We start from the raw sequence: 18,131 nt of genomic DNA on the forward strand, positions 1-18,131 counted from the left end.
CGTGCGATTGCTGGTAGTGGAGGACGAGCCTCGGCTGGCTCGGGCGCTGCAGCGCGGGCTGTGTGCCGAGGGGTACGTGGTCGACCTCGCCGGCGACGGGATCGCCGGCCTGGAGGCGGCCCGGCACGAGCCGTACGACGCCGTCGTGCTCGACATCATGCTGCCCAAGCTCAACGGGTACCGGATCATCCAGACACTGCGCGACGAGGGCAACTGGGTACCGGTGCTGATGCTCTCGGCGAAGGACGGCGAGTACGACCAGGCGGACGGACTGGACGCGGGCGCCGACGACTACCTGACCAAGCCGTTCTCGTTCGTGGTGCTGCTGGCGAAGATCCGGGCGCTGCTGCGCCGGGGTGCGCCGCAGCGCCCCCCTGTGCTGGTCGCCGGCTCGTTGAGCATGGACCCGGCGACCCGCCGGGTGAGCCGCGACGGCCAGGAGATCAGCTTGACGGCCCGGGAGTACGCGCTGCTGGAGTACCTGATGCGCCGCTGTGATCAGGTGGTCACCAAGACCGAGCTGCTCGACCATGTCTGGGACGCCGGCGCGGACACCGACCCGAACGTGGTCGAGGTCTACGTCGGGTACCTGCGTCGCAAGATCGATCAGCCGTACGGGCAGCGTTCGCTGCAGACCATCCGGGGCGCCGGGTACCGGCTGGCCGCGGCCGGGTGAGCGGACCCACTTTCCCGGCGCACCGCTGGAGGGCCGAGGAGTGACCTGGTTCCGCCGCCTCACCCTGCGCGGCCGGCTGATCCTCATCGGCAGCGTGGGCCTCGCCGTCGGCCTGTTGCTGGGCGGCCTGTTGCTGGTCACCGTGCTGCGCTTCGTGCTGATCCGGGCGGTCGACGACGGGGCGCGCGGTACCGCCGCCGACATCGCGTCGCTGATCTCGGCCAAGGTGCTGGCCGACCCGATTCCCACCGCCGGTACCCAGTACATCCAGGTCCTCGATCAGCAGGACCGGATCCGTGCCGCCTCGGTCGGTGCCGACCGGTTGCGGCCGGTGCTGCACGGCGACGAACTGGCCAGGGCCCGGGCGGGGCGGGTGATCGTGGTGCCGGCGAACCGGATCGGGCTGACCGGAGAGCTGCGGGTGGTGGTCGCGCAGTCCGGCGGCGAGACGGTACTGGTCGCCGCGCCGGACCGGGACGTGCAGGAGAGCGTGCTCATCGTCCGGGACGTGTTGCTCATCGCGTACCCGCTGCTGGTCGGCGCGCTGGCCGGGCTGGCCTGGCACGTGGTGGGCTGGGCGCTGGCCCCGGTCGAGGTGCTGCGCCAGGGCGCCGAGGACATCAGCGCCGGCCAGGTCGGCCGGCTGCCGGTGCCGGAGGGCGACGACGAGGTGCATCGGCTCGGCCTGACCCTCAACCGCATGCTGGGTCGGCTGGACGCGGCCCGGCAGCGCCAGCGCGACTTCGTCGCCGATGCCGCGCACGAGCTGCGCAGCCCGATCGCGTCGCTGCGTACCCAGCTGGACGTCGCCGAGCACATCGGGGAGCCGGCCTCCATCCCTGACCTGGCGGTGGAGGTGGACCGGCTGAGCCGCCTGGTCGACGACCTGCTGCTGCTGGCCCGCGCGGAGGAGGGCGACCCCCGGTTGCGGCGCCGGGAACCGGTCGAGCTGACCGCACTCCTGCGCGACGTGGTACCGGCCGGCGCCCGGGTACCGGTGACCGTCGTGCCCGGCGATCCACAGTGGACGATCGGTGATCCGGTGGCGCTCCGCCAGGTGATCGACAACCTGGTGACCAACGCGGTACGGCACGCGGCGTCCCGGGTCACGGTCGCGGCGGGCAGGTCGGCGGACCGGGTGGTGGTCACGATCACCGACGACGGGCCGGGCATCCCGCCGGGGGACCGGGACCGGGTCTTCGATCGGTTCACCCGGCTGGATGACGCCCGCGCCCGAGATTCCGGCGGAGCCGGCCTGGGCCTGGCGATCGTCCGCGAGCTGGTCCGGCTGCACAGCGGGACGATCACTCTCGGTGATGCCGCTCCGGGGCTGCGGGTGGCGGTCGCGTTCCAGCCGCGCCCGGAACCGGAGCCGGACTGAGACCGGTCCGGCCGGCGGATCAGGTGCGGCCAATCAGGCGCGGCGGGGTTTGCCGGCTGGCGGGTCAGACCCGGCGAGGATCGGGCGCCGCGGAATCAGGCCCGGGCGGGTCAGGCGCCGAACTTCGCCTCGCGTAGCCGGGTGGTCAGCTCCTCCGGCCCGGTCAGCTCCACCCGCGACGACCCCTGCCGGCCGGTGAGGAAGATCGCCAACTCGCCCGGGTCGCCGACCAGCCGGACCTCGGGCCCGGTACCGACCTGAAGCTGCCCGTACCCGGGGGCCACCACCTGTACCGAGGCCGGGAAGCCCCGCAGCGCCCGGCGGGCGGCGAGCGGCACCCCCTTCCACAGCGCCTGGCAGTGCTGCCGTTCCAGCGCCCGGGGCTGCCAGTCCGGCTGGGCGCGGCGCACGTCCTCGTGGTGGATGAAGAATTCCGCCGTGTTCGCGGCGCGGTCGACCGGCCCGATGCCGGAGATCGGCGACCACGCCGGGGGATGCCGGATCGCGTCGATCACCTGATCGAACGGCCGGGCCGCCATCGCGGCCTGGACTCTCGCGGTGTGCCCGGCCAGCGACCGCAGCATGATCCCGGCCGCGGCGTCCGGCCGGCGTTCCCGGATCACGAGGTGGGCGGCCAGGTCGCGGGTCTGCCAGCCGGCGCAGAGCGTCGGCTGATCCGGTCCGAGCCGGACGAACAGGTCACACAGGCTCGCCCGCTCAGATCGGGCGTAATTGACCGCGGCCACCCGTCGAGCTTAGGCCCTGCCGGCAGGCTTTGCGCCGACCTGCGGCGGGCGCTGCGCCGACCCGCGGGCAGGGCGTTGCGCCAGCAGTGAACCGCGTTGCGCCGAGGTTACGCGATGCCGTAATACTGTAACGGCCGTAAGCGGGGGAGGTACTGACATGCTCGGTCGCGGGCTGCGACTGTTGGGGCGGGCTATTCGGGACGAACCTGGCATGTTCCTCTTCGGGGTGCTGGGTAGCAGCCTGTTCGCGATCATGACGGTGGCCAGTGCGTACGTCGTTGGCGCCGTGGTCGGGCGGGTCGCCGTACCGGCCTTCTCCGCGCACCGGGTGGTCGCCGGCAGCCTCGCCCTGGGTGCCGCTCTGATCATCGCGGTCTCGATACTCAAGGTGATCGGTGTCTTCGGCCGCCGGCTCGGCGCCGGCCGGATGCAGTTCAACCTGGAGGCGCGGTACCGGCGCCAGGTCACCCGCCGGTACCTGGACCTGCCGATCGCCTGGCACCAGCGGCACGCCACCGGCGTCCTGCTCTCCAACGCCAACGCGGACATCGAGGCCGCCTGGTACCCGATCGCGCCGTTCCCGTTCGCGGTCGGCGCCATCGTCATGCTGGTCGCAGCGGTGGTCTCGCTGTTGCTGGTGGACTGGGTGCTGGCCCTGGTCGGCATCGCGCTGTTCCCGCTGCTGTTCGGTGTCAACGTGCTCTACTCCCGGTCGGTGAGCGGCCGGGTGACCCGCGCTCAGCAACTGCGCGCCGAGGTCAGCGCGGTGGCGCACGAGAGCTTCGACGGCGCGCTGGTGGTCAAGGCGATGGGTCGCGAGGAGTCGGAGACCCGCCGGTTCGCGGAGCGGGTCGACCAACTGCGCGACGCGATGATCTCCGTCGGCCGGGTGCGTGGCCTGTTCGACCCGGTACTGAACGCGCTGCCCACCCTCGGCACCGTCGCCGTGCTGCTGGTCGGCGCGCTGCGACTGCGCTCCGGAGCGATCAACATCGGCGACGTGGTGAGCGTGTCGTTCCTGTTCACCGTGCTGGGCTTCCCGGTCCAGGCGATCGGGTACGTGCTGGCCGAGCTGCCCCGCTCGGTGGTCGGCTGGGAGCGGGTGCAGCGGGTACTCACCGCCTCGGGCGACATGGTGTACGGCGCCGAGAGCCGCCCCGCGGCCGGCGCGACGGCGCTGCGCTTCGACCGGGTCGACTTCGCGTACAGCGACGGACCACCGGTGCTCCAGGACGTCAGCTTCGAGGTGCCGGTCGGGCGGACCGTCGCCCTGGTCGGCCCCACGGGTTCCGGCAAGTCGACGATCGCCTCGCTGGCCGCCCGGCTGGTCGACCCCGACTCGGGCACCGTGACGCTGGACGGCCGGCCGCTGCCGGAGCTGTCCGCCGCCGCGCTGGCCGGCTCGGTGGCGCTGGTGCCCCAGGTGCCGTTCGTGTTCGACGACACGGTACGCGGAAATGTCACCCTCGACCGGGGCGACATCGACGACGCCGAGGTCTGGCAGGCACTGCGGCTGGCCCAGGCGGACGGCTTCGTGGCCGCGCTGCCAGACAGCCTGAACACGGCGGTCGGCGAGCGGGGCACCTCGCTGTCCGGCGGCCAGCGCCAGCGGCTCACCCTGGCCCGGGCCCTGGCCGGGCGCCCCGGGATGCTGATCCTCGACGACGCGACCAGCGCGGTCGACCCGCGGGTGGAATCGGCGATCCTGGGCGCGCTGCGGACCGCCGAACAGGCCAGCTCGGTGCTGGTGGTCGCGTACCGGCGGGCCACCATCGCCCTGGCCGACGAGGTGATCTATCTCGAGCAGGGCCGGGTGATCGCCCGCGGCACCCATGCCGAGTTGTTGGACACGGTGCCCGGGTACGCCGCCCTGGTCCGGGCGTACGAGCAGGTGGAGGCATGACCAAAAAGGTGGGCGCGCTGCGCCGGGGACTGGCCATGTCACCGCAGTTGCGCCGGGGGTTCGCCGGCACGATCGCGCTCGGTCTGGTCGGGACGGCCGGGCGGGTTGTCGCCCCGGTCGCGGTCCAGCAGGGGATTGACGGCGGCCTCGAAGCGCCGGGCGGCCCCGACTTGAACCGGATCGTGTCCATCGTCGCGATCACCGTGGCGATCCTGGTGATCACCACGCTCGCCGGGTACTGGATGAACGTCCGGCTCTACGTCACCAGCGAGACCGCGCTCGCCGAGGTCCGCACCAGCACCTTCCGGCACATCCACGACCTGTCGATGCTGCACCAGCAGTCCGAGCGGCGCGGGTCGATGGTGTCGCGGGTGACCACCGACATCGACCAGATCAGCCAGTTCCTCCAGTACAGCGGCGTGAACCTGCTGCTGTCCACCGGGCAACTGCTGGTCACGACCGTGGTCATGGTCGTCTACTCCTGGCAGTTGACCCTCGTGGTCTACCTCGCGTTCGCGCCGATGATCCTGGCCGTCCGGTGGTTCCAGCGGCGGCTGTCGGTCCTGTTCGGCGACGTGCGGGTGGCGGTCGGCGCGATGCTCGCGGCCATCGCGGAGAGCGTGGTCGGGGCGAGCGTGATCCGGGCGTACGGGATCCGGGAGCGCACCGCGCGGCGGCTGGACGCCACCATCGAGGGGAACCGGCGGGCCGAGTACCGGTCCCAGCGGATGTCCGTGTTCGGCAGCCAGTTCGGTGAGCTGTCCGCTGCCGTGGCCACGGCCGGCACGGTCGTCGTCGGTACCGCGCTCGGGGTCGGTGGCCACGGGGTGACCCTGGGACGGCTGACCGCGTTCCTGTTCCTGGTGGTGCTGTTCATCCAGCCGGTACAGACCATGACCGAGGTGATCAGCCAGGCGCAGAACGCGATCGCGGGCTGGCGACGGGTACTGGACATCCAGGACGTGGAGCCGGACGTCGCCGACCCGGGCACCGGCGGGGTACAGCTGCCGGCCGGTCCCCTGGAGGTGCACTTCCAGGACGTCTCGTTCGCGTACCCGGGCGGGCCCGACGTCCTGACGAAGGTAGATCTCAAGATCCCGGCACGGCGCCGGGTCGCGGTCGTCGGCGAGACCGGCAGTGGCAAGACCACGCTGGCCAAGCTGCTGACCCGGCTCATGGATCCGACCCGGGGCCAGGTGCTGGTGGGCGGCGAGACGCTGACCGGCGTCCGCTTCGACAGCCTGCGCCGGCGAGTGGTCATGGTGCCCCAGGACGGCTTCCTGTTCGACGCGACCGTCGCCGACAACGTGCGGTTCGGCCGGCCGGAGCTGACCGACGAGCACGTCGGCACCGCGTTCGCCGAGCTGGGTCTGGCGGACTGGCTCGACGGGCTGCCACACGGCCTCGCCACCGAGGTGGGCGAGCGGGGCGAGGCGCTGTCGGTGGGGGAGCGGCAGCTGGTCGCGCTCGCCCGCGCGTACCTGGCCGACCCGGACGTGCTGGTACTCGACGAGGCGACCAGTGCGGTCGACCCGGCGACCGAGGTACGGCTCCAGCGCACGCTGGACGCGGTGACCCGGGGGCGTACCACGGTCGCGATCGCGCACCGGCTGTCCACGGCGGAGGGCGCCGACGAGGTCATCGTGGTGGACGCCGGCCGGGTGGTGCAGCGCGGACCGCACGCGACGCTGCTGCGCGAGTCGGGCTCGGTGTACGCCAAGCTCTACGCGTCCTGGCTGGAGCAGACCCGGGCCGACGGGATGTCGACGTCGGGCACCTGACCCCACCGCTCCGTCTACGCGAGGTGGACTTCTACGCGAGGTGGACGGTGAGCGTGGCCAGGCAGAGTCCGAAGTACACGACCCAGGCGCCGAGGCGGTAGTTGCCCGCCCGCACGTGTGCACCGAGCGCGACGACGAAGTAGAGCACCAGACCGGCCGCGGCGAGCGTACCCAGGATCGGCACGACGAAGCCGGCCAGCAATCCGAGGGCACCGGCGCCCAGGAGGATGCCCAACGGCCGTACCCATGAGCGGGGTATCCGGTTCCGGTCCGCTTCCTTCTTCGGATAGGCGTGTCCGATCAGGTTGGCGACCGCGGCCGATCCGGTGAAGGCGACGGCGAGCAGGGTCAGCGTGAGGTAGGCGGTAAACATCGGTGGCTCCAGATCCGTGAGAGGCGGCGGCTGATTGGTCGCCCCCACGGACGGTGCGCCGTGCCGATGTGTGACATGGCGCTTGCGGGAGATCGGGTCAGACGATGATGCCGGTCAGCTTCTGCGGATTACTGACGACGTGCACCGTCTGAACCGCTCCGTCGACCGAGTGCAGGATCATCGCCAGTACCGGCGTCGCGCCCGAGCTGACGACGATGCCCGGGGCTCCGTTGACCTGCCGCACCTGGGCGCTCGAGTCCGCCGGTCGCTGCCGGGACAGGACGACGATCGCCCGGGCGACGAGCCGCGACCCGTGGACCGGCTTGCGCGGCGCTCCGGTCAGGCCGCCGCCGTCGCTCACCATCGTCACGTCCGGGGCCAGGACCTTCATCAACCCGGCGATGTCGCCGTCGGTACAGGCGGCTAGGAACCGCTCCGTGACCGTCCGCTGGGTCACGGGATCGGTGTCGTACCGGCGTCGATGGCTCTCGACCGCCTGCCTGGCCCGGTGCCCGAGCTGCCGTACCGCCGGCTCCCCGCGCCCCAGCAGCCGCGCGATCTCGGTGTACCGGTACCCGAACGCCTCTTTCAGCACGAAGACCGCACGTTCCAGCGGAGACAGCGTCTCCAGGACGACCAGCAGCGCGGTGGAGACGGATTCGGCCCGAACCACGTCGTCGGCCACATCCGGCCGGGTGAGCAGTGGTTCGGGAAGCCACGGGCCGACGTACAACTCCCGCCGTGCCCGGGCGCTGCGCAGCTGATCGATCGCCAACCGGATCGTCGTCCGGACCAGGAAGGCTTCCGGATCCTCGACCGCGGCCCGCTCGACGCGGCTCCATCGCAGCCACGCGTCCTGCACCACGTCCTCGGCTTCCGTGACGCTGCCCAGCATGCGGTATGCGATGGCGTACAGCAGTCCGCGGTGCTCCGTGAAGGACTGCTCGTGCCGCTCACTCGTCGTCTCCCGGGTCACCCACCGATGGTCCGCGATGCTCGCGGGACTGTCATCCTCGCCGGAGGCGAGGTCCGGCTATTTCGGTCGCCCGCCCAGGTCGTTGACGGTAGCGTCCCCGCCGTGTCAGGTGAGATCACGCCGGAGCCCACCGTCCCGCTCCGGGAGCGGCTGCGCGCCGCGCTTCCGATTGCCATGAAGGCCCGCGATCGGGTCGCGGTCACGGTTCTGCGCTCGACGCTGGCGGCGCTGGACAACGCGGAGGCGGTCGACCGGCCGGCCGCGATCGACGAACAGCTGGCGATCGAGCAGATCCCGGTCGGTGTCGGCGCGGCCGAGGTTGAGCGGCTGGTACTCACGCCGGAGCAGGTGGAGAGCATCGTGCGGGCCGAGCTGACCGAGCGCGAGACGGCCGCCCGCCAGTACGAGGTGGCCGGCCGGCCGGAGCGGGCCGAGCAGTTGCGCTCGGAGGCCGCCGTACTGTCGGCGCACCTGGCCGGCTGACGCTCAGGGCTTCGCGTACACGCTGAGCGCGAACCTCGCCGCCCGGTACCGCTTGCCGCCCGGCCGGGGCAGGTCGCGCAGCAGGTCGATCGCCGGTACCACCTGCCGCTCCCAGGCGTCCTCGTCCAGCCCCCACAGGTACGAGAAGACCCGCTCCTCCAGCCGGTCGGCGACGTCGTCCGGGGATTCCTCGAAGGACACCTTGCCGGTCATCGTGTCGGCCACCGACCGCAGCCGGGCAACCCTGGCCGCGTCGAGGATCGCCAGCTCCGAGTCGGGTCGCCGGGCGCGCAGCCGGGCCAGGGGCCGCAGCGCCTCCTCGATGTCGTCCGGGTCGTGTACCGACCGCCCGTGCACGATGACCAGCCGGCCCTCGGGTACCAGCACCCGGGCCGCCTCGGCGACCGCCAACCGCAGGTCGTCGACCAGGTGCAGTACGGCGGCGATCACCACGTTGCCCACCGAGCCGGTGGCGATCGGCAGTGCGAGGGCGTCGGCGCGCACCACGCGGCCGGGCAGGCGTTCCCGCGCCACGGTGAGCATCGGGGCGGACAGGTCGAGGCCGACCACCGGATGCCCGCGGGCGAACAGCTCGGCTCCGATCAACCCGGTGCCCACGCCGACCTCCAGCACCGGACCCGGCGCCAGCCAGCGGTGTACGTCCATGCCGATCTGCCGGCCGCGGGCCGGCCCGCCGCGGGTGGCGTCGTACCGGCTGGCTACCCGGTCGAACGGTACGGGCACGGGTTCAGGGTACGCGCACACCGGCGCCGACCAGGAGTCATTCACCTGGGTCACTGCATCGGGCGTACTGCGGATCAGGACGGCAGGGGGTCCAGCAGGTACCGCCGGATCGTCGGCGCCAGGGACGCGACCACCGCCTCCGGGGCGGCGCTGGCCAGCGGCTCCAGCTTCAGCACGTACCTGATCATCGCCATGCCGATCATCTGGGACGCGATCAGCGACCCGCGCATCGGCGCCTCCGCCGGTTCCAGGTCGAGCTGGTTGAGCACCCGGCGCAGGATCTGCGTGGTCAGGAACTCGCGCACGATCCGGGCGGACCAGTCGTGCTGCAGCGCGCTGCGGACCAGAGCCACCGCGGCCGACCCGAGGACCGGGTCGTCCCACAGGCGCACGAAGGTGCCCACCAGCCGCTCGGGCACCTGCTCGATGCCGCCCTCGAGTACGTGCGGGAACAGGGTGCCCGGGTCGATCGGCGCCCCGACCGTCGCCAGGAACAGTTGCTCCTTGGTGCCGAAGTAGTGATGGACCAGCGCCGGATCGACTCCGGCGCTGGTCGCTATCTGACGGATCGACGCCTGGTCGAAGCCGCGGTCGGCGAACGCCTCCCGAGCCGCGCGCAGGATCGCCTCCCGAGTGTCCTGCTTACCGGGCCGCCGGCCGGTACGTGCCACCTGCTCGTTTCTCCTCTTCCGTCGCGCCCGCCCGTCGGTCAACCCGTCCGGCGGCGCAGGGTCGCCGCGGCCAGGCCGAGCGCCAGGACAGCCGCTCCCACCACGACGCACAGGTCCCGCCACATCAGACCGGTCGGATCGGGGTGCCCGCCGACCTCCTGCAACCCTTGTACCGCATAGGTCAGTGGCATCACCGTGGACAGTGCGTGGAGCCAGCCTGCCATCTGATCCCGGGCGACGAACAACCCGCACAGGAAAACCTGCGGAAACGCCACCAGCGGCATGAACTGCACCGCCTGAAACTCACTGGCGGCGAACGCGCTGAAGAACAGGCCGAGCGCCATGCCCAGGATCGCGTCGGCGACCGCGATCACGATCACCAGCCCCGGGCTGCCCGCGGTGTGCATGTCGAAGGCCCAGTAAGCCAGGGCCGTGGCCGCGGCGGCCTGGACCGCGGCCAGCAGGCCGAACGCGATGCCGTACCCGAAGAGCAGGTCCAGCTTGTGCAGTGGAGTGGTCAGCAGCCGTTCCAGAGTGCCGCTGGTGCGCTCGCGCAGCATCGCGATGCTGGTGATCAGGAACATCAGCACGAACGGGAACACGCACAGCATGACCAGACCGATCCGGTCGAACGTCCCCGGGGAGTTCTGGAACAGGTAGTAGACCAGGGTCAACAGGACCAGCGGCAGCGCGATGACCATGACGATGGTCCGCCGGTCGTGGGTGAGCTGCCGCAGCACCCGGGCCGTCGTACTGAACAGGATCGTCGCCGACATCACGCCGCCACCTCGTTCCGCTGCCGGATCAGCCGCAGGAACGCGTTCTCCAGATCGTCGGTGCCGGCACTCGCCCGTACCGCGTCGGGGGTGTCGTCGGCCACCACCCGGCCCTCACGGATCAGCACCAGCCGGTCGCACCGCCTGGCCTCGTCCATGACGTGGCTCGACACCACCAGCGTCGTGCCGGCGGCGGCCAGTGCGTGGAACCGCTGCCACAACTCGTCGCGCAGCACCGGATCCTGGCCGACCGTGGGCTCGTCCAGGATCAGCAGCCGGGGGTTGCCGAGCAGCGCGCATGCCAGGGAGGCGCGGCTGTGCTGGCCGCCGGACAGGGTGCGGACCAACTGGTCGGCCGCCTCGGCTAGGCCGACGTCACGGATCGCCTGGTCGGCGTCCCGGTGAGTGACGCCCGGATAGAGGCTGGCGAAATAGCGGGCGTTTTCCCGGACGGTCAGGTCCGCGTAGATGCTGGGCGCCTGCGTCACGTATCCGACCTGGTGACGCAGCGCCGATGCGCCGGCCGGGTGACCCAGCACCCCGACCCGGCCTGAGTGCACCCGCTGCACGCCGACGATCGCGCGCATCAGGGTCGTCTTGCCGCTGCCGCTCGGGCCCAACAGGCCGGTGACGCGACCCTCCGGCACTGCCGTGCTGATGCCGTGCAGCACGGTCTTCTTTCCCCGGATCACTACGAGGTCCTGGACCTCAACCGCGCTTGCCATGATCTCCTCCCCTATTTCATCACGCGTTGAACTCAACGCTAGGTGAAATCTTGAACCTGGGCAAGCGTGGTTCTCTTGACTTCGAGCGCACTCGAAGGGGAAGGCTGGTTGACATGAATCGCGGGCTGACAGTGGGCGAGGCGGCGGCCAAGGTTGGACTCTCCACGCACACGCTGCGCTGGTACGAGCAGGAGGGTCTGGTCGAGCCGGTGAACCGGGACGGCGCCGGGCGGCGCCGGTACGAGAGCGGCGACCTGAACTGGCTGATTCTGCTGACCCGGTTGCGGACCACCGGGATGTCGGTGCGGGACATGCGCCGGTACGCCGAGCTGGCCCGGTTGGGGCCGCAGACGGTGTCCGAGCGGCGGCGGCTGTTCGAGGAGCACAAGGAACGGGTCCTGGAGCGCATCGCCGACCTGCAACGCGACCTGGAAGCGATCAACGTGAAGATCGAGATCTACCGGCAGATGGAGCAAGACCAGCGATGAGGCAACGGCGTCCGGGAACGCCTGGCCGCTGACCCGGGCCGGAGCTCGGTACAACGACGCTTCCCCGCAGTTCGTCAACCACTAACCGCGTACCACGCGCGTGGTACGGTGAGTCACGTGGAGGAGCGCTACAGCTTCACGACCGACGGCCTGCACAACCTGGCGGTCTATGGGGTGAGCCCGATGCACGCGTGGTCCGCGTTGACCGCGTTGCGCCGGGTCATTCGCCATCTCGGCGACGAGTTGGACGAGACCGACGTCAAGGTGGTGTTCGCGCAGACCGACGGCGGGTATCTGGTGGTGTTCCTCGCGGAGTCCGACCGCGACGACAACGACTGGGACATCATCGCGGCGCGGCACATGTGGCCGGACGAGGTGGCCATGTTCGAAAAGGTCGCTGCAGGGGGTTAGTCATGAAGCGGGACAAGCAAATCAACGAGGCGATCGGCGGCAGCCTCAGCGACGTGCTCGCCAGCGGTGCCGACGCGTCACTGTCCACCCCGGACACCGCCGCGCCCATGGTCAGCCGGTCGCTGCGAATGCCACTGGACACGTACGAACGGCTCCAGGTGGCCGCGGCGGCCCGCAACGTACCGATCACCACGCTGATGCGGGACTTCATCGAGGCGGGGCTGGCGGAGCTGGACGACACCGCGACGGTACCGCTGGCCGACGTCCGCCGCGCACTGGCCGCGCTGGCGAGTCACAACCGGGCGGCGTGACGCCCTGAACGACGAGAGCGGCCGGGGGCTTCCCACTCCCGGCCGCACTCGCGTCTTCTGACCGGTCCGGGTCGGCGTGGCTGGCGCCAGGCGACCCGGACCGGTCGCTTTACAGCGCCAGAATCCGCTCCAGGAAGTCCCGGTACCTGCGAAGCGCGATGCGCAGTGCCTCGGTGTCCGGGTTGTCGGAGTGCTGCCGCGGGTCGAGGTCCAGTTGCTCGGCGAGCAGAGCCTCGGCAAGGCCCCGTACCGCCTCGGTCACGAGCGACTGAGCCTCCGCTACCGCCTCGACCGGGTCGTCCACGAACCGCGCCTGGACCTCCCTGAGGTGCTGGCGGAAGTCGGCCACGGTATCCGGACTCCAGACCGCGATGTTCGTCTGGGGTATGTCGCCGGGGCGCAGCGGAGCAACCTCGGCGACGAGGACGCTCACCTGCTCCGGTTCGGCGAACTCGTCCCCGGCGGGCTCGATGTCGGGACCGCCGGCGTCCTCGACGGCCACGAACGTGGTGGCCGTGTCGTCCGGCTCGTCTTCGCCGGCCAGGTCGGATTCGTCACTCCCGACGGAGGCACCCTCGGCCGGGTCTGCCTCGTCGACGAGCAGGCCCACGGCCTCCGGTTCGGCCGCGAACGGTTCGGCGGCGGACGGTTCGGCGGCAGATGCCGCGATTTCCTCGGCCTCGGCCACGACTTCCTGGGGGTCGACTCCGCCGAGATGGTCGTCGGTCAATGCATCCTCGCTCTGCGTACTGTCGGGTTCGTCGCCCGCCGCCGCCACCGGTTCGTCGGCGGCCTCGGCTGCGACCGGCTCCTGTGCCGCGTCGTCGGCTGCCGGCTCGTTGACCTCCGGCTCGTCGGCGGCCTCGGCGTCGGCCTCCTCGATGGCTGTCGGCTCGTCGGCGGTGTCGGCCTCCACGATGGCTGCCGGGTTCTCGGCGGTGTCGGCGTCGGTCTCGGACTGCTCGACGGCCTCGGGCTCCGTGGCAACGTCGGCGTCGGCCACGGGCTCGGCAGCGGTCTCGTCGTCGGTCGCCTCGGCCTCGGCCTGGACCTCGGCGGCCTCTTCGGCGTCTTCGGTTTCGGCTACTGGCTCGTCGGTTTCGGATTCGTCGGTGCTGGCGTCCTCGGCGTCGGCCACCGGCACGGCGATGGGCTCGTCGTCCGTCGTTTCGGTCGCGTCGGTTTCGGCCTCCGGTTCGTCGCTCTCGACAGCGGGCTCGTCAACGGCTTCGGGCTCGTCGGTCTCGGCCACCGGCTCGTCGCTGCTGTCGTCGGCGGCCTCTGCCTCCGGTTCCGTGACGGCCTCGGGTTCCTCGGCCTCGGCTCCGCTCTCGTCGGCCTCGGCGTCTGCCTCTGGCTCGACGTCTGCCTCTGGCTCGTCGTCGGCCTCGGAGTCGTCGCTGCCGTCGGCCGCTGCCACTTCAGCGAAAGGCTCGGCACCAGCTTCCGGCTCGCCAGCGGCCTCGACGTCGGTCTCATCGTCGGCTTCGGTTTCGGCGACCGTCTCGGATTCGGGGTCGGCCTCGGCCTCGCTCTCGGTCACGTCTGCCTCGGCGGCCGGTTCGTCGGCGGATTCCGACTCGATGTCGACGTCGTCGATCGCGTCGTCCTGCTCGCTCACGTCCGCCGCGACCGGTTCGACCAGCTGTTCTTCGCCCAGCGGGTCGTCCGCCCCGGATTCATCGGCGTCCGAACCGGCGGAGGCGAGTTCGTCGCCGCTGTCCGACTCGGAGTCCGCCGCTGCCGTCTCCGCATCGGATTCGCCGTCGTCGGGTTCGTCGCTGGTGTCGTTGTCTTCGTCGTCGGCGTCGGCTTCGGGCTGTTCGGGGTCTGGCTCGTCGGCTGGTTCGTCGTCGGCGTCGGCTTCGGGTTCGTCGCTGGTGTCGTCGTCTTCGTCGTCGGCTTCGGCTTCCGGCTCCTCGGCCTCGTCGCCCTCCGGCTCTTCGGCCGGTTCGACCACGGCCTCCGGCTCGTCATCGCCGGTCAAGTCCGCCGATGCTTCGGCGTCCGGTTCGGTCGCGGGCTCGGGGCTCGCGTACTCCGTCTCGGCCGCCGGTGTGAGGGCCGGATCGGCCTCGGCCACCGGCTCTTCGGCGAATCCGGCGCTCGACCCGGCGTCAGCCTCGGACTCGGTGGCGTCCCCTGCCTCCGGCTCGGTGACAGTCGCGTCCTCGGCTACCGGCTCGGTGGCAGTCGAGTCGCCGGCCTCCGGCTCGGACGCAGACGCGTCCTCGGTCTCCGGCTGGGCAAGGGTCGCCGCCTCCGGCTCGGCTGAAATGGCGTCCTCGGTCTCTGGGGAGGCCGAGGACTCGGCCGAGAACTCCGGCTCGGCTGAGGTTTCGACTGCTGACTCGATTGCGTCGTCGGCTGGTTGGGCGGGGGCTTCTGCGGCGGACACTGCGGAAGTTTCGAAGTCTGTGAAGGATCCGGAGTCTGTGAAGGATTCCGCTTCGGCGGGGGATTCGGAGACCGTCACGTCTCCGTCAGTCCCGGCCTCTGTTCCGATCGCCGCCTCGGCGGTCGGCTCGGCTCCGGACTCGGCCGACACCTCCGAGTCGGTGCCCGCGTCCGGGTCCGTGCTGGCGTCCGGGTCGGCATCGGCGTCCGGCTCGGCCGGGGCGTCGGCCACCGCCTCGGGCTCGGCCGGGGCGTCGGCCTCCGGTGCCGGTACCCGGACCCGCGGGTACTCGGCGGTCATATCGTCTGCTGGCAGTCGGGGAGCGGGGATCGCCGCCGAATCCGATCCGGATGTTGGCGGCACGTCGTCGGCACGTTCGATGTTCGCCTGCATGGCAATTCTCCGTCCGCATCTGTCTGGCGGCACGAGCGCCAGACTCTGGTCCGCTCGCGTCAGCGCGGACTCGCGGCAAAGCCACGCACCCTCCTGCCAAGGCGCACGCGGGTACGCCAATCGGGCCGCGGCGGGGTGCGAAGCGGCAATAAGCCGCCCCAGATGTCCGCTCTGGTGACGGAGGCCCGAAGAGTGCAGGGGAATGTGCGATCGCCGGGAATCAGCGGCGGCGCAGTCATACGGTACTACCGCGAGTCGAGCAGCACAGCCCCCGAAACCGGCCGAGCTGAGAGGGATGATCGTGGGGTCGCCGATGGATGTGGGACACCTTGGCAACGGCCCCGGTGAGTAGGGAACAATCGGGCAGTGGTCCCTGCTCTTGCTCCCGAAGTCGCCGCTCGGCTGCGCCGCGATCCGGCCGGCCTGGTCGCCGCGATCGTCCAGCAGCACGACACGGGCGAGGTGCTGATGCTCGCCTGGATGGACGAGGAGGCGCTGCGCCGCACCGTGACGACCGGCCGGGCCACCTACTGGTCGCGCAGCCGTAGGGAGTACTGGGTGAAAGGCGCGACGTCCGGGCACCATCAGTATGTGCGCTCGGTGGCGCTGGACTGCGACGGGGACGCGCTGCTGGTGAAGGTGGAGCAGGTCGGCGCGGCCTGCCACACCGGCACCCGCACCTGCTTCACCGATGTGATCTTTGAGGAGAAGGACCAGTGACCACCGGCGTCGTGACCCCCGATGAGGGGACATTCCGCGCACTGGCCCGCGACCACCGGGTGATCCCGGTCACCCGCCGGCTGCTCGCCGATGGCGAGACTCCGGTCGGTGTGTACCGGAAGCTGGCCGGCGGCCCGGGCAGCTTCCTGCTGGAGTCGGCCGAGCAGTCGGCGGGCAGCACGGCGTGGTCGCGGTACTCGTTCATCGGGGTTCGCAGCGCCGCCACACTGACCGAACGTGACGGCCGGGCGCACTGGCTGGGCACTCCGCCGGACGGCGTGCCGGTCGACGGCGACCCGGTTGTGGCGCTGCGCGACACGGTCCGCGCGCTGGCCGGCTCGGGCACTCCGGTCACCGGCGAGGACCTGCCGCCGCTGACCGGTGGGTTGGTCGGCTACCTCGCCTACGACATCGTCCGCCGGTTCGAGCGACTTCCCGAGTTGGCCGACAACGACCTGCAGGTGCCCGAGATGGGCATGCTGCTGGCCACCGACCTGGTGGTGCTCGATCACTTCACCGGATCCGCGCTGCTGGTCGCGAACGCGGTGCTGCCGACGGACACCGACGACGCCAAGGCGAGCGCGGCGTACCACCACGCGATCGGCCGGCTGGACGCGATGACGTCCGCGCTGTCCCGGCCGACGCCGCCGCTGGTGTCCACTGTGGACTTTCCGGCGGCGGGCCGGGTCGTCTCCCGTACCCCGGCGGGGTTGCACCCGAAGGCGGTCGAGACGGCCAAGGAGGCCATCCGCGACGGCGAGTGCTTCCAGATCGTTGTGTCGCAACGGTTCGAGCGCGCGACGGACGCCGACCCGCTGGACATCTACCGGGTGCTGCGCACCACGAACCCGAGCCCGTACATGTACCTCATCCGGTTCGACGGCTTCGATGTCGTCGGCTCGTCGCCGGAGGCGCACCTGAAGGTGACCGGGCGGCGGGCGATGCTGCACCCGATCGCCGGCACCCGCTGGCGGGGCGCCACCCCGGAGGAGGACGCCCGGCTGGCCGAGGAGTTGCTGAGCGACCCCAAGGAGCGGGCCGAACACGTCATGCTCGTCGATCTCGGCCGCAACGACCTGGGCCGGGTGTGCCAGCCCGGCACCGTGCAGGTGCGGGAGTTCGCGACCATCGAGCGGTACAGCCACGTGATGCACATCGTGTCCACCGTGGTCGGCGACCTGAACGACGACCGCACGGCGTTCGACGCGCTGGTTGCCACGTTCCCTGCGGGTACTCTCTCGGGGGCTCCGAAGGTCCGCGCCATGGAGATCATCGAGGAGCTGGAGCCGACCTGGCGCGGTCTGTACGGCGGGATCGTCGGCTACTTCGGCTTCGGTGGCGACCTGGACACCGCGATCGCGATCCGCACCGCTCTGGTGCGTGACGGAGTCGCCTACGTCCAGGCCGGCGGGGGAGTGGTCGCCGACTCGGATCCGGCCGCTGAGGAGCAGGAGACCCGAAACAAGGCGGCCGCCGTACTGGCCGCTATCGCGGCCGCCGAGACACTGCGGCCAGCGCGATGAGCGGGGGTCGCGAGCGAATCATGAGACAGACCGCGAGGGCAGCGCGATGAACGTGGGGCGGCGAGCGCTGGCCAGGGCGGTGCTGGGCTGTGCCCTGGGCGCCGCGCTGTCGCTGCTGGCCGCTACCCGCACCTGGACAGTGGAGATCACCCGGCGGAGCGCCCCCTTCGCGGTCCTGCACACCCCGCGTACCGGATCATCGCTGGTGCCGTGGCTGACCGCGCTGGCGCTGGTCGCGCTCGCCGGCGCCGGCGCGTTGCTGGCCACCCGGGGCCGGTCCCGGTCGCTGGTCGGAGTGGTGCTGCTGCTGTCCGGGCTCGGCGTGCTGGCCGGCGGAGGGTACGGCCTGGCCACCGTCGCGCGGGTCACGGTGATCTGGCCGGTACTCGCGATGGTGGGCGCGCTGTTGATCGGGTACGGCGGCTGGGAGGCGACGTTCCGCAGCCGCTCCTGGCCGGCGATGGGCGGCCGGTACGAGCGCCCGCAGGCGCCCCGCACGCCGGCCGAGGACCAGCCGCAGCACACCGGACCGTCGCGTTCCGACGTGGCGATGTGGGACGCGCTGGACCGGGGCGAGGACCCCACCCGGTGATCGTGACCGATCATGGACTTAACTGCGGGGAATGGGCATTATGCAGTAGTCCACCTGGTG

Annotated in this window: 19 protein-coding genes; 11 read left to right on the forward strand and 8 right to left on the reverse strand. The window is 71.3% G+C overall.

The window, feature by feature from the left end; all coding sequences use genetic code 11:
• Position 1: 1 nt before the first annotated feature.
• Both Raf01_RS35970 and Raf01_RS35975 read left to right on the forward strand, forming a co-directional pair.
• Positions 2-676, forward strand: a complete 675-nt coding sequence (locus tag Raf01_RS35970) for a response regulator transcription factor (RefSeq protein ID WP_203922559.1) — start codon at positions 2-4, stop codon at positions 674-676.
• A gap of 40 nt (positions 677-716) precedes the next feature.
• Positions 717-2,057, forward strand: coding sequence for a sensor histidine kinase (locus Raf01_RS35975; protein ID WP_373319674.1), 1,341 nt, complete (start codon positions 717-719; stop codon positions 2,055-2,057).
• A 110-nt stretch (positions 2,058-2,167) separates the two neighbouring features.
• Here the strand turns inward: Raf01_RS35975 and Raf01_RS35980 are convergent, their stop codons facing one another.
• Entirely contained in the window at positions 2,168-2,803 is a 636-nt protein-coding gene (locus tag Raf01_RS35980) for a TIGR03085 family metal-binding protein (RefSeq protein ID WP_203922560.1), read from the reverse strand.
• 157 nt (positions 2,804-2,960) lie between these two features.
• Between Raf01_RS35980 and Raf01_RS35985 the strand changes: the two genes are divergently transcribed.
• Both Raf01_RS35985 and Raf01_RS35990 read left to right on the forward strand, forming a co-directional pair.
• Positions 2,961-4,706, forward strand: a complete 1,746-nt coding sequence (locus tag Raf01_RS35985) for an ABC transporter ATP-binding protein (RefSeq protein WP_203922561.1) — start codon at positions 2,961-2,963, stop codon at positions 4,704-4,706.
• On the forward strand, positions 4,703-6,487 hold the full coding sequence (locus tag Raf01_RS35990; protein WP_203922562.1) for an ABC transporter ATP-binding protein: 1,785 nt from the start codon (positions 4,703-4,705) through the stop codon (positions 6,485-6,487). The genes Raf01_RS35985 and Raf01_RS35990 overlap by 4 nt, the downstream gene beginning before the upstream one ends.
• A 31-nt stretch (positions 6,488-6,518) precedes the next feature.
• Here Raf01_RS35990 and Raf01_RS35995 read toward each other — a convergent pair whose 3' ends face one another.
• On the reverse strand, positions 6,519-6,860 hold the full coding sequence (locus Raf01_RS35995; protein ID WP_203922563.1) for a DoxX family protein: 342 nt from the start codon (positions 6,858-6,860) through the stop codon (positions 6,519-6,521).
• Positions 6,861-6,957: 97 nt separating this feature from the next.
• Positions 6,958-7,836 carry an RNA polymerase sigma factor SigJ gene (gene sigJ / locus Raf01_RS36000; protein WP_203922564.1) on the reverse strand — a complete coding sequence of 293 codons (879 nt, stop codon included), beginning with the start codon at positions 7,834-7,836 and terminating at the stop codon, positions 6,958-6,960.
• 102 nt (positions 7,837-7,938) lie between these two features.
• On the opposite strand from sigJ, the gene Raf01_RS36005 reads away from it, so the two are divergent.
• Positions 7,939-8,319: a GatB/YqeY domain-containing protein gene (locus Raf01_RS36005; protein ID WP_239134241.1), complete on the forward strand. Its 381-nt coding sequence runs from the start codon at positions 7,939-7,941 to the stop codon at positions 8,317-8,319.
• Positions 8,320-8,322: 3 nt separating this feature from the next.
• On the opposite strand, the gene Raf01_RS36010 is transcribed toward Raf01_RS36005, so the two are convergent.
• The 4 genes from Raf01_RS36010 to Raf01_RS36025 form a co-directional block, all read right to left on the reverse strand.
• Positions 8,323-9,063, reverse strand: coding sequence for a class I SAM-dependent methyltransferase (locus Raf01_RS36010; RefSeq protein WP_203922566.1), 741 nt, complete (start codon positions 9,061-9,063; stop codon positions 8,323-8,325).
• A 74-nt stretch (positions 9,064-9,137) separates the two neighbouring features.
• Positions 9,138-9,734, reverse strand: coding sequence for a TetR/AcrR family transcriptional regulator (locus tag Raf01_RS36015; protein ID WP_203922567.1), 597 nt, complete (start codon positions 9,732-9,734; stop codon positions 9,138-9,140).
• A 38-nt stretch (positions 9,735-9,772) separates the two neighbouring features.
• Positions 9,773-10,510 carry an ABC transporter permease gene (locus Raf01_RS36020; RefSeq protein ID WP_203922568.1) on the reverse strand — a complete coding sequence of 246 codons (738 nt, stop codon included), beginning with the start codon at positions 10,508-10,510 and terminating at the stop codon, positions 9,773-9,775.
• Entirely contained in the window at positions 10,510-11,235 is a 726-nt protein-coding gene (locus Raf01_RS36025; protein ID WP_203922569.1) for an ABC transporter ATP-binding protein, read from the reverse strand. The genes Raf01_RS36020 and Raf01_RS36025 overlap by 1 nt, the downstream gene beginning before the upstream one ends.
• A 113-nt stretch (positions 11,236-11,348) precedes the next feature.
• Here Raf01_RS36025 and Raf01_RS36030 point away from each other — a divergent pair, with 113 nt between their 5' ends.
• The 3 genes from Raf01_RS36030 to Raf01_RS36040 all read left to right on the forward strand — a co-directional run bounded on the left by Raf01_RS36030 (position 11,349) and on the right by Raf01_RS36040 (position 12,445).
• Positions 11,349-11,723, forward strand: a complete 375-nt coding sequence (locus tag Raf01_RS36030; protein WP_203922570.1) for a MerR family transcriptional regulator — start codon at positions 11,349-11,351, stop codon at positions 11,721-11,723.
• 117 nt (positions 11,724-11,840) lie between these two features.
• On the forward strand, positions 11,841-12,134 hold the full coding sequence (locus Raf01_RS36035; protein WP_203922571.1) for a hypothetical protein: 294 nt from the start codon (positions 11,841-11,843) through the stop codon (positions 12,132-12,134).
• A 2-nt stretch (positions 12,135-12,136) separates the two neighbouring features.
• Positions 12,137-12,445 carry a YlcI/YnfO family protein gene (locus Raf01_RS36040; protein ID WP_203922572.1) on the forward strand — a complete coding sequence of 103 codons (309 nt, stop codon included), beginning with the start codon at positions 12,137-12,139 and terminating at the stop codon, positions 12,443-12,445.
• 109 nt (positions 12,446-12,554) lie between these two features.
• Here the strand turns inward: Raf01_RS36040 and Raf01_RS36045 are convergent, their stop codons facing one another.
• Positions 12,555-15,236, reverse strand: a complete 2,682-nt coding sequence (locus tag Raf01_RS36045) for a midas domain-containing protein (protein WP_203922573.1) — start codon at positions 15,234-15,236, stop codon at positions 12,555-12,557.
• A gap of 366 nt (positions 15,237-15,602) precedes the next feature.
• Between Raf01_RS36045 and hisI the strand changes: the two genes are divergently transcribed.
• From hisI to Raf01_RS36060, 3 genes are read left to right on the forward strand one after another with little or no spacing between them, the layout of a single operon-like run.
• Entirely contained in the window at positions 15,603-15,956 is a 354-nt protein-coding gene (gene hisI / locus Raf01_RS36050; protein WP_203922574.1) for a phosphoribosyl-AMP cyclohydrolase, read from the forward strand.
• Positions 15,953-17,479 (forward strand): anthranilate synthase component I, encoded by a 1,527-nt coding sequence (locus Raf01_RS36055; RefSeq protein WP_203922575.1) that lies wholly within the window; start codon positions 15,953-15,955, stop codon positions 17,477-17,479. The genes hisI and Raf01_RS36055 overlap by 4 nt, the downstream gene beginning before the upstream one ends.
• Before the next feature lie 46 nt (positions 17,480-17,525).
• On the forward strand, positions 17,526-18,071 hold the full coding sequence (locus Raf01_RS36060) for a Trp biosynthesis-associated membrane protein (protein ID WP_203922576.1): 546 nt from the start codon (positions 17,526-17,528) through the stop codon (positions 18,069-18,071).
• The last annotated feature ends 60 nt before the right edge of the window (positions 18,072-18,131 follow it).

The sequence above is a fragment of the Rugosimonospora africana genome (assembly GCF_016862975.1).
GTDB classification, from domain to species: domain Bacteria; phylum Actinomycetota; class Actinomycetes; order Mycobacteriales; family Micromonosporaceae; genus Rugosimonospora; species Rugosimonospora africana.

What these genes read in the sequence shown, in the direction of transcription:
- Raf01_RS35985 (WP_203922561.1), top strand. Translation starts at nt 2,961, where the DNA reads ATGCTCGGTCGCGGGCTGCGACTGTTGGGGCGGGCTATTCGGGACGAA.
- Raf01_RS35990 (WP_203922562.1), top strand. Translation starts at nt 4,703, where the DNA reads ATGACCAAAAAGGTGGGCGCGCTGCGCCGGGGACTGGCCATGTCACCG.
- Raf01_RS35995 (WP_203922563.1), bottom strand. Translation starts at nt 6,860, where the DNA reads ATGTTTACCGCCTACCTCACGCTGACCCTGCTCGCCGTCGCCTTCACC.
- Raf01_RS36020 (WP_203922568.1), bottom strand. Translation starts at nt 10,510, where the DNA reads ATGTCGGCGACGATCCTGTTCAGTACGACGGCCCGGGTGCTGCGGCAG.
- Raf01_RS36025 (WP_203922569.1), bottom strand. Translation starts at nt 11,235, where the DNA reads ATGGCAAGCGCGGTTGAGGTCCAGGACCTCGTAGTGATCCGGGGAAAG.
- Raf01_RS36030 (WP_203922570.1), top strand. Translation starts at nt 11,349, where the DNA reads ATGAATCGCGGGCTGACAGTGGGCGAGGCGGCGGCCAAGGTTGGACTC.
- Raf01_RS36040 (WP_203922572.1), top strand. Translation starts at nt 12,137, where the DNA reads ATGAAGCGGGACAAGCAAATCAACGAGGCGATCGGCGGCAGCCTCAGC.
- Raf01_RS36045 (WP_203922573.1), bottom strand. Translation starts at nt 15,236, where the DNA reads ATGCAGGCGAACATCGAACGTGCCGACGACGTGCCGCCAACATCCGGA.
- Raf01_RS36060 (WP_203922576.1), top strand. Translation starts at nt 17,526, where the DNA reads ATGAACGTGGGGCGGCGAGCGCTGGCCAGGGCGGTGCTGGGCTGTGCC.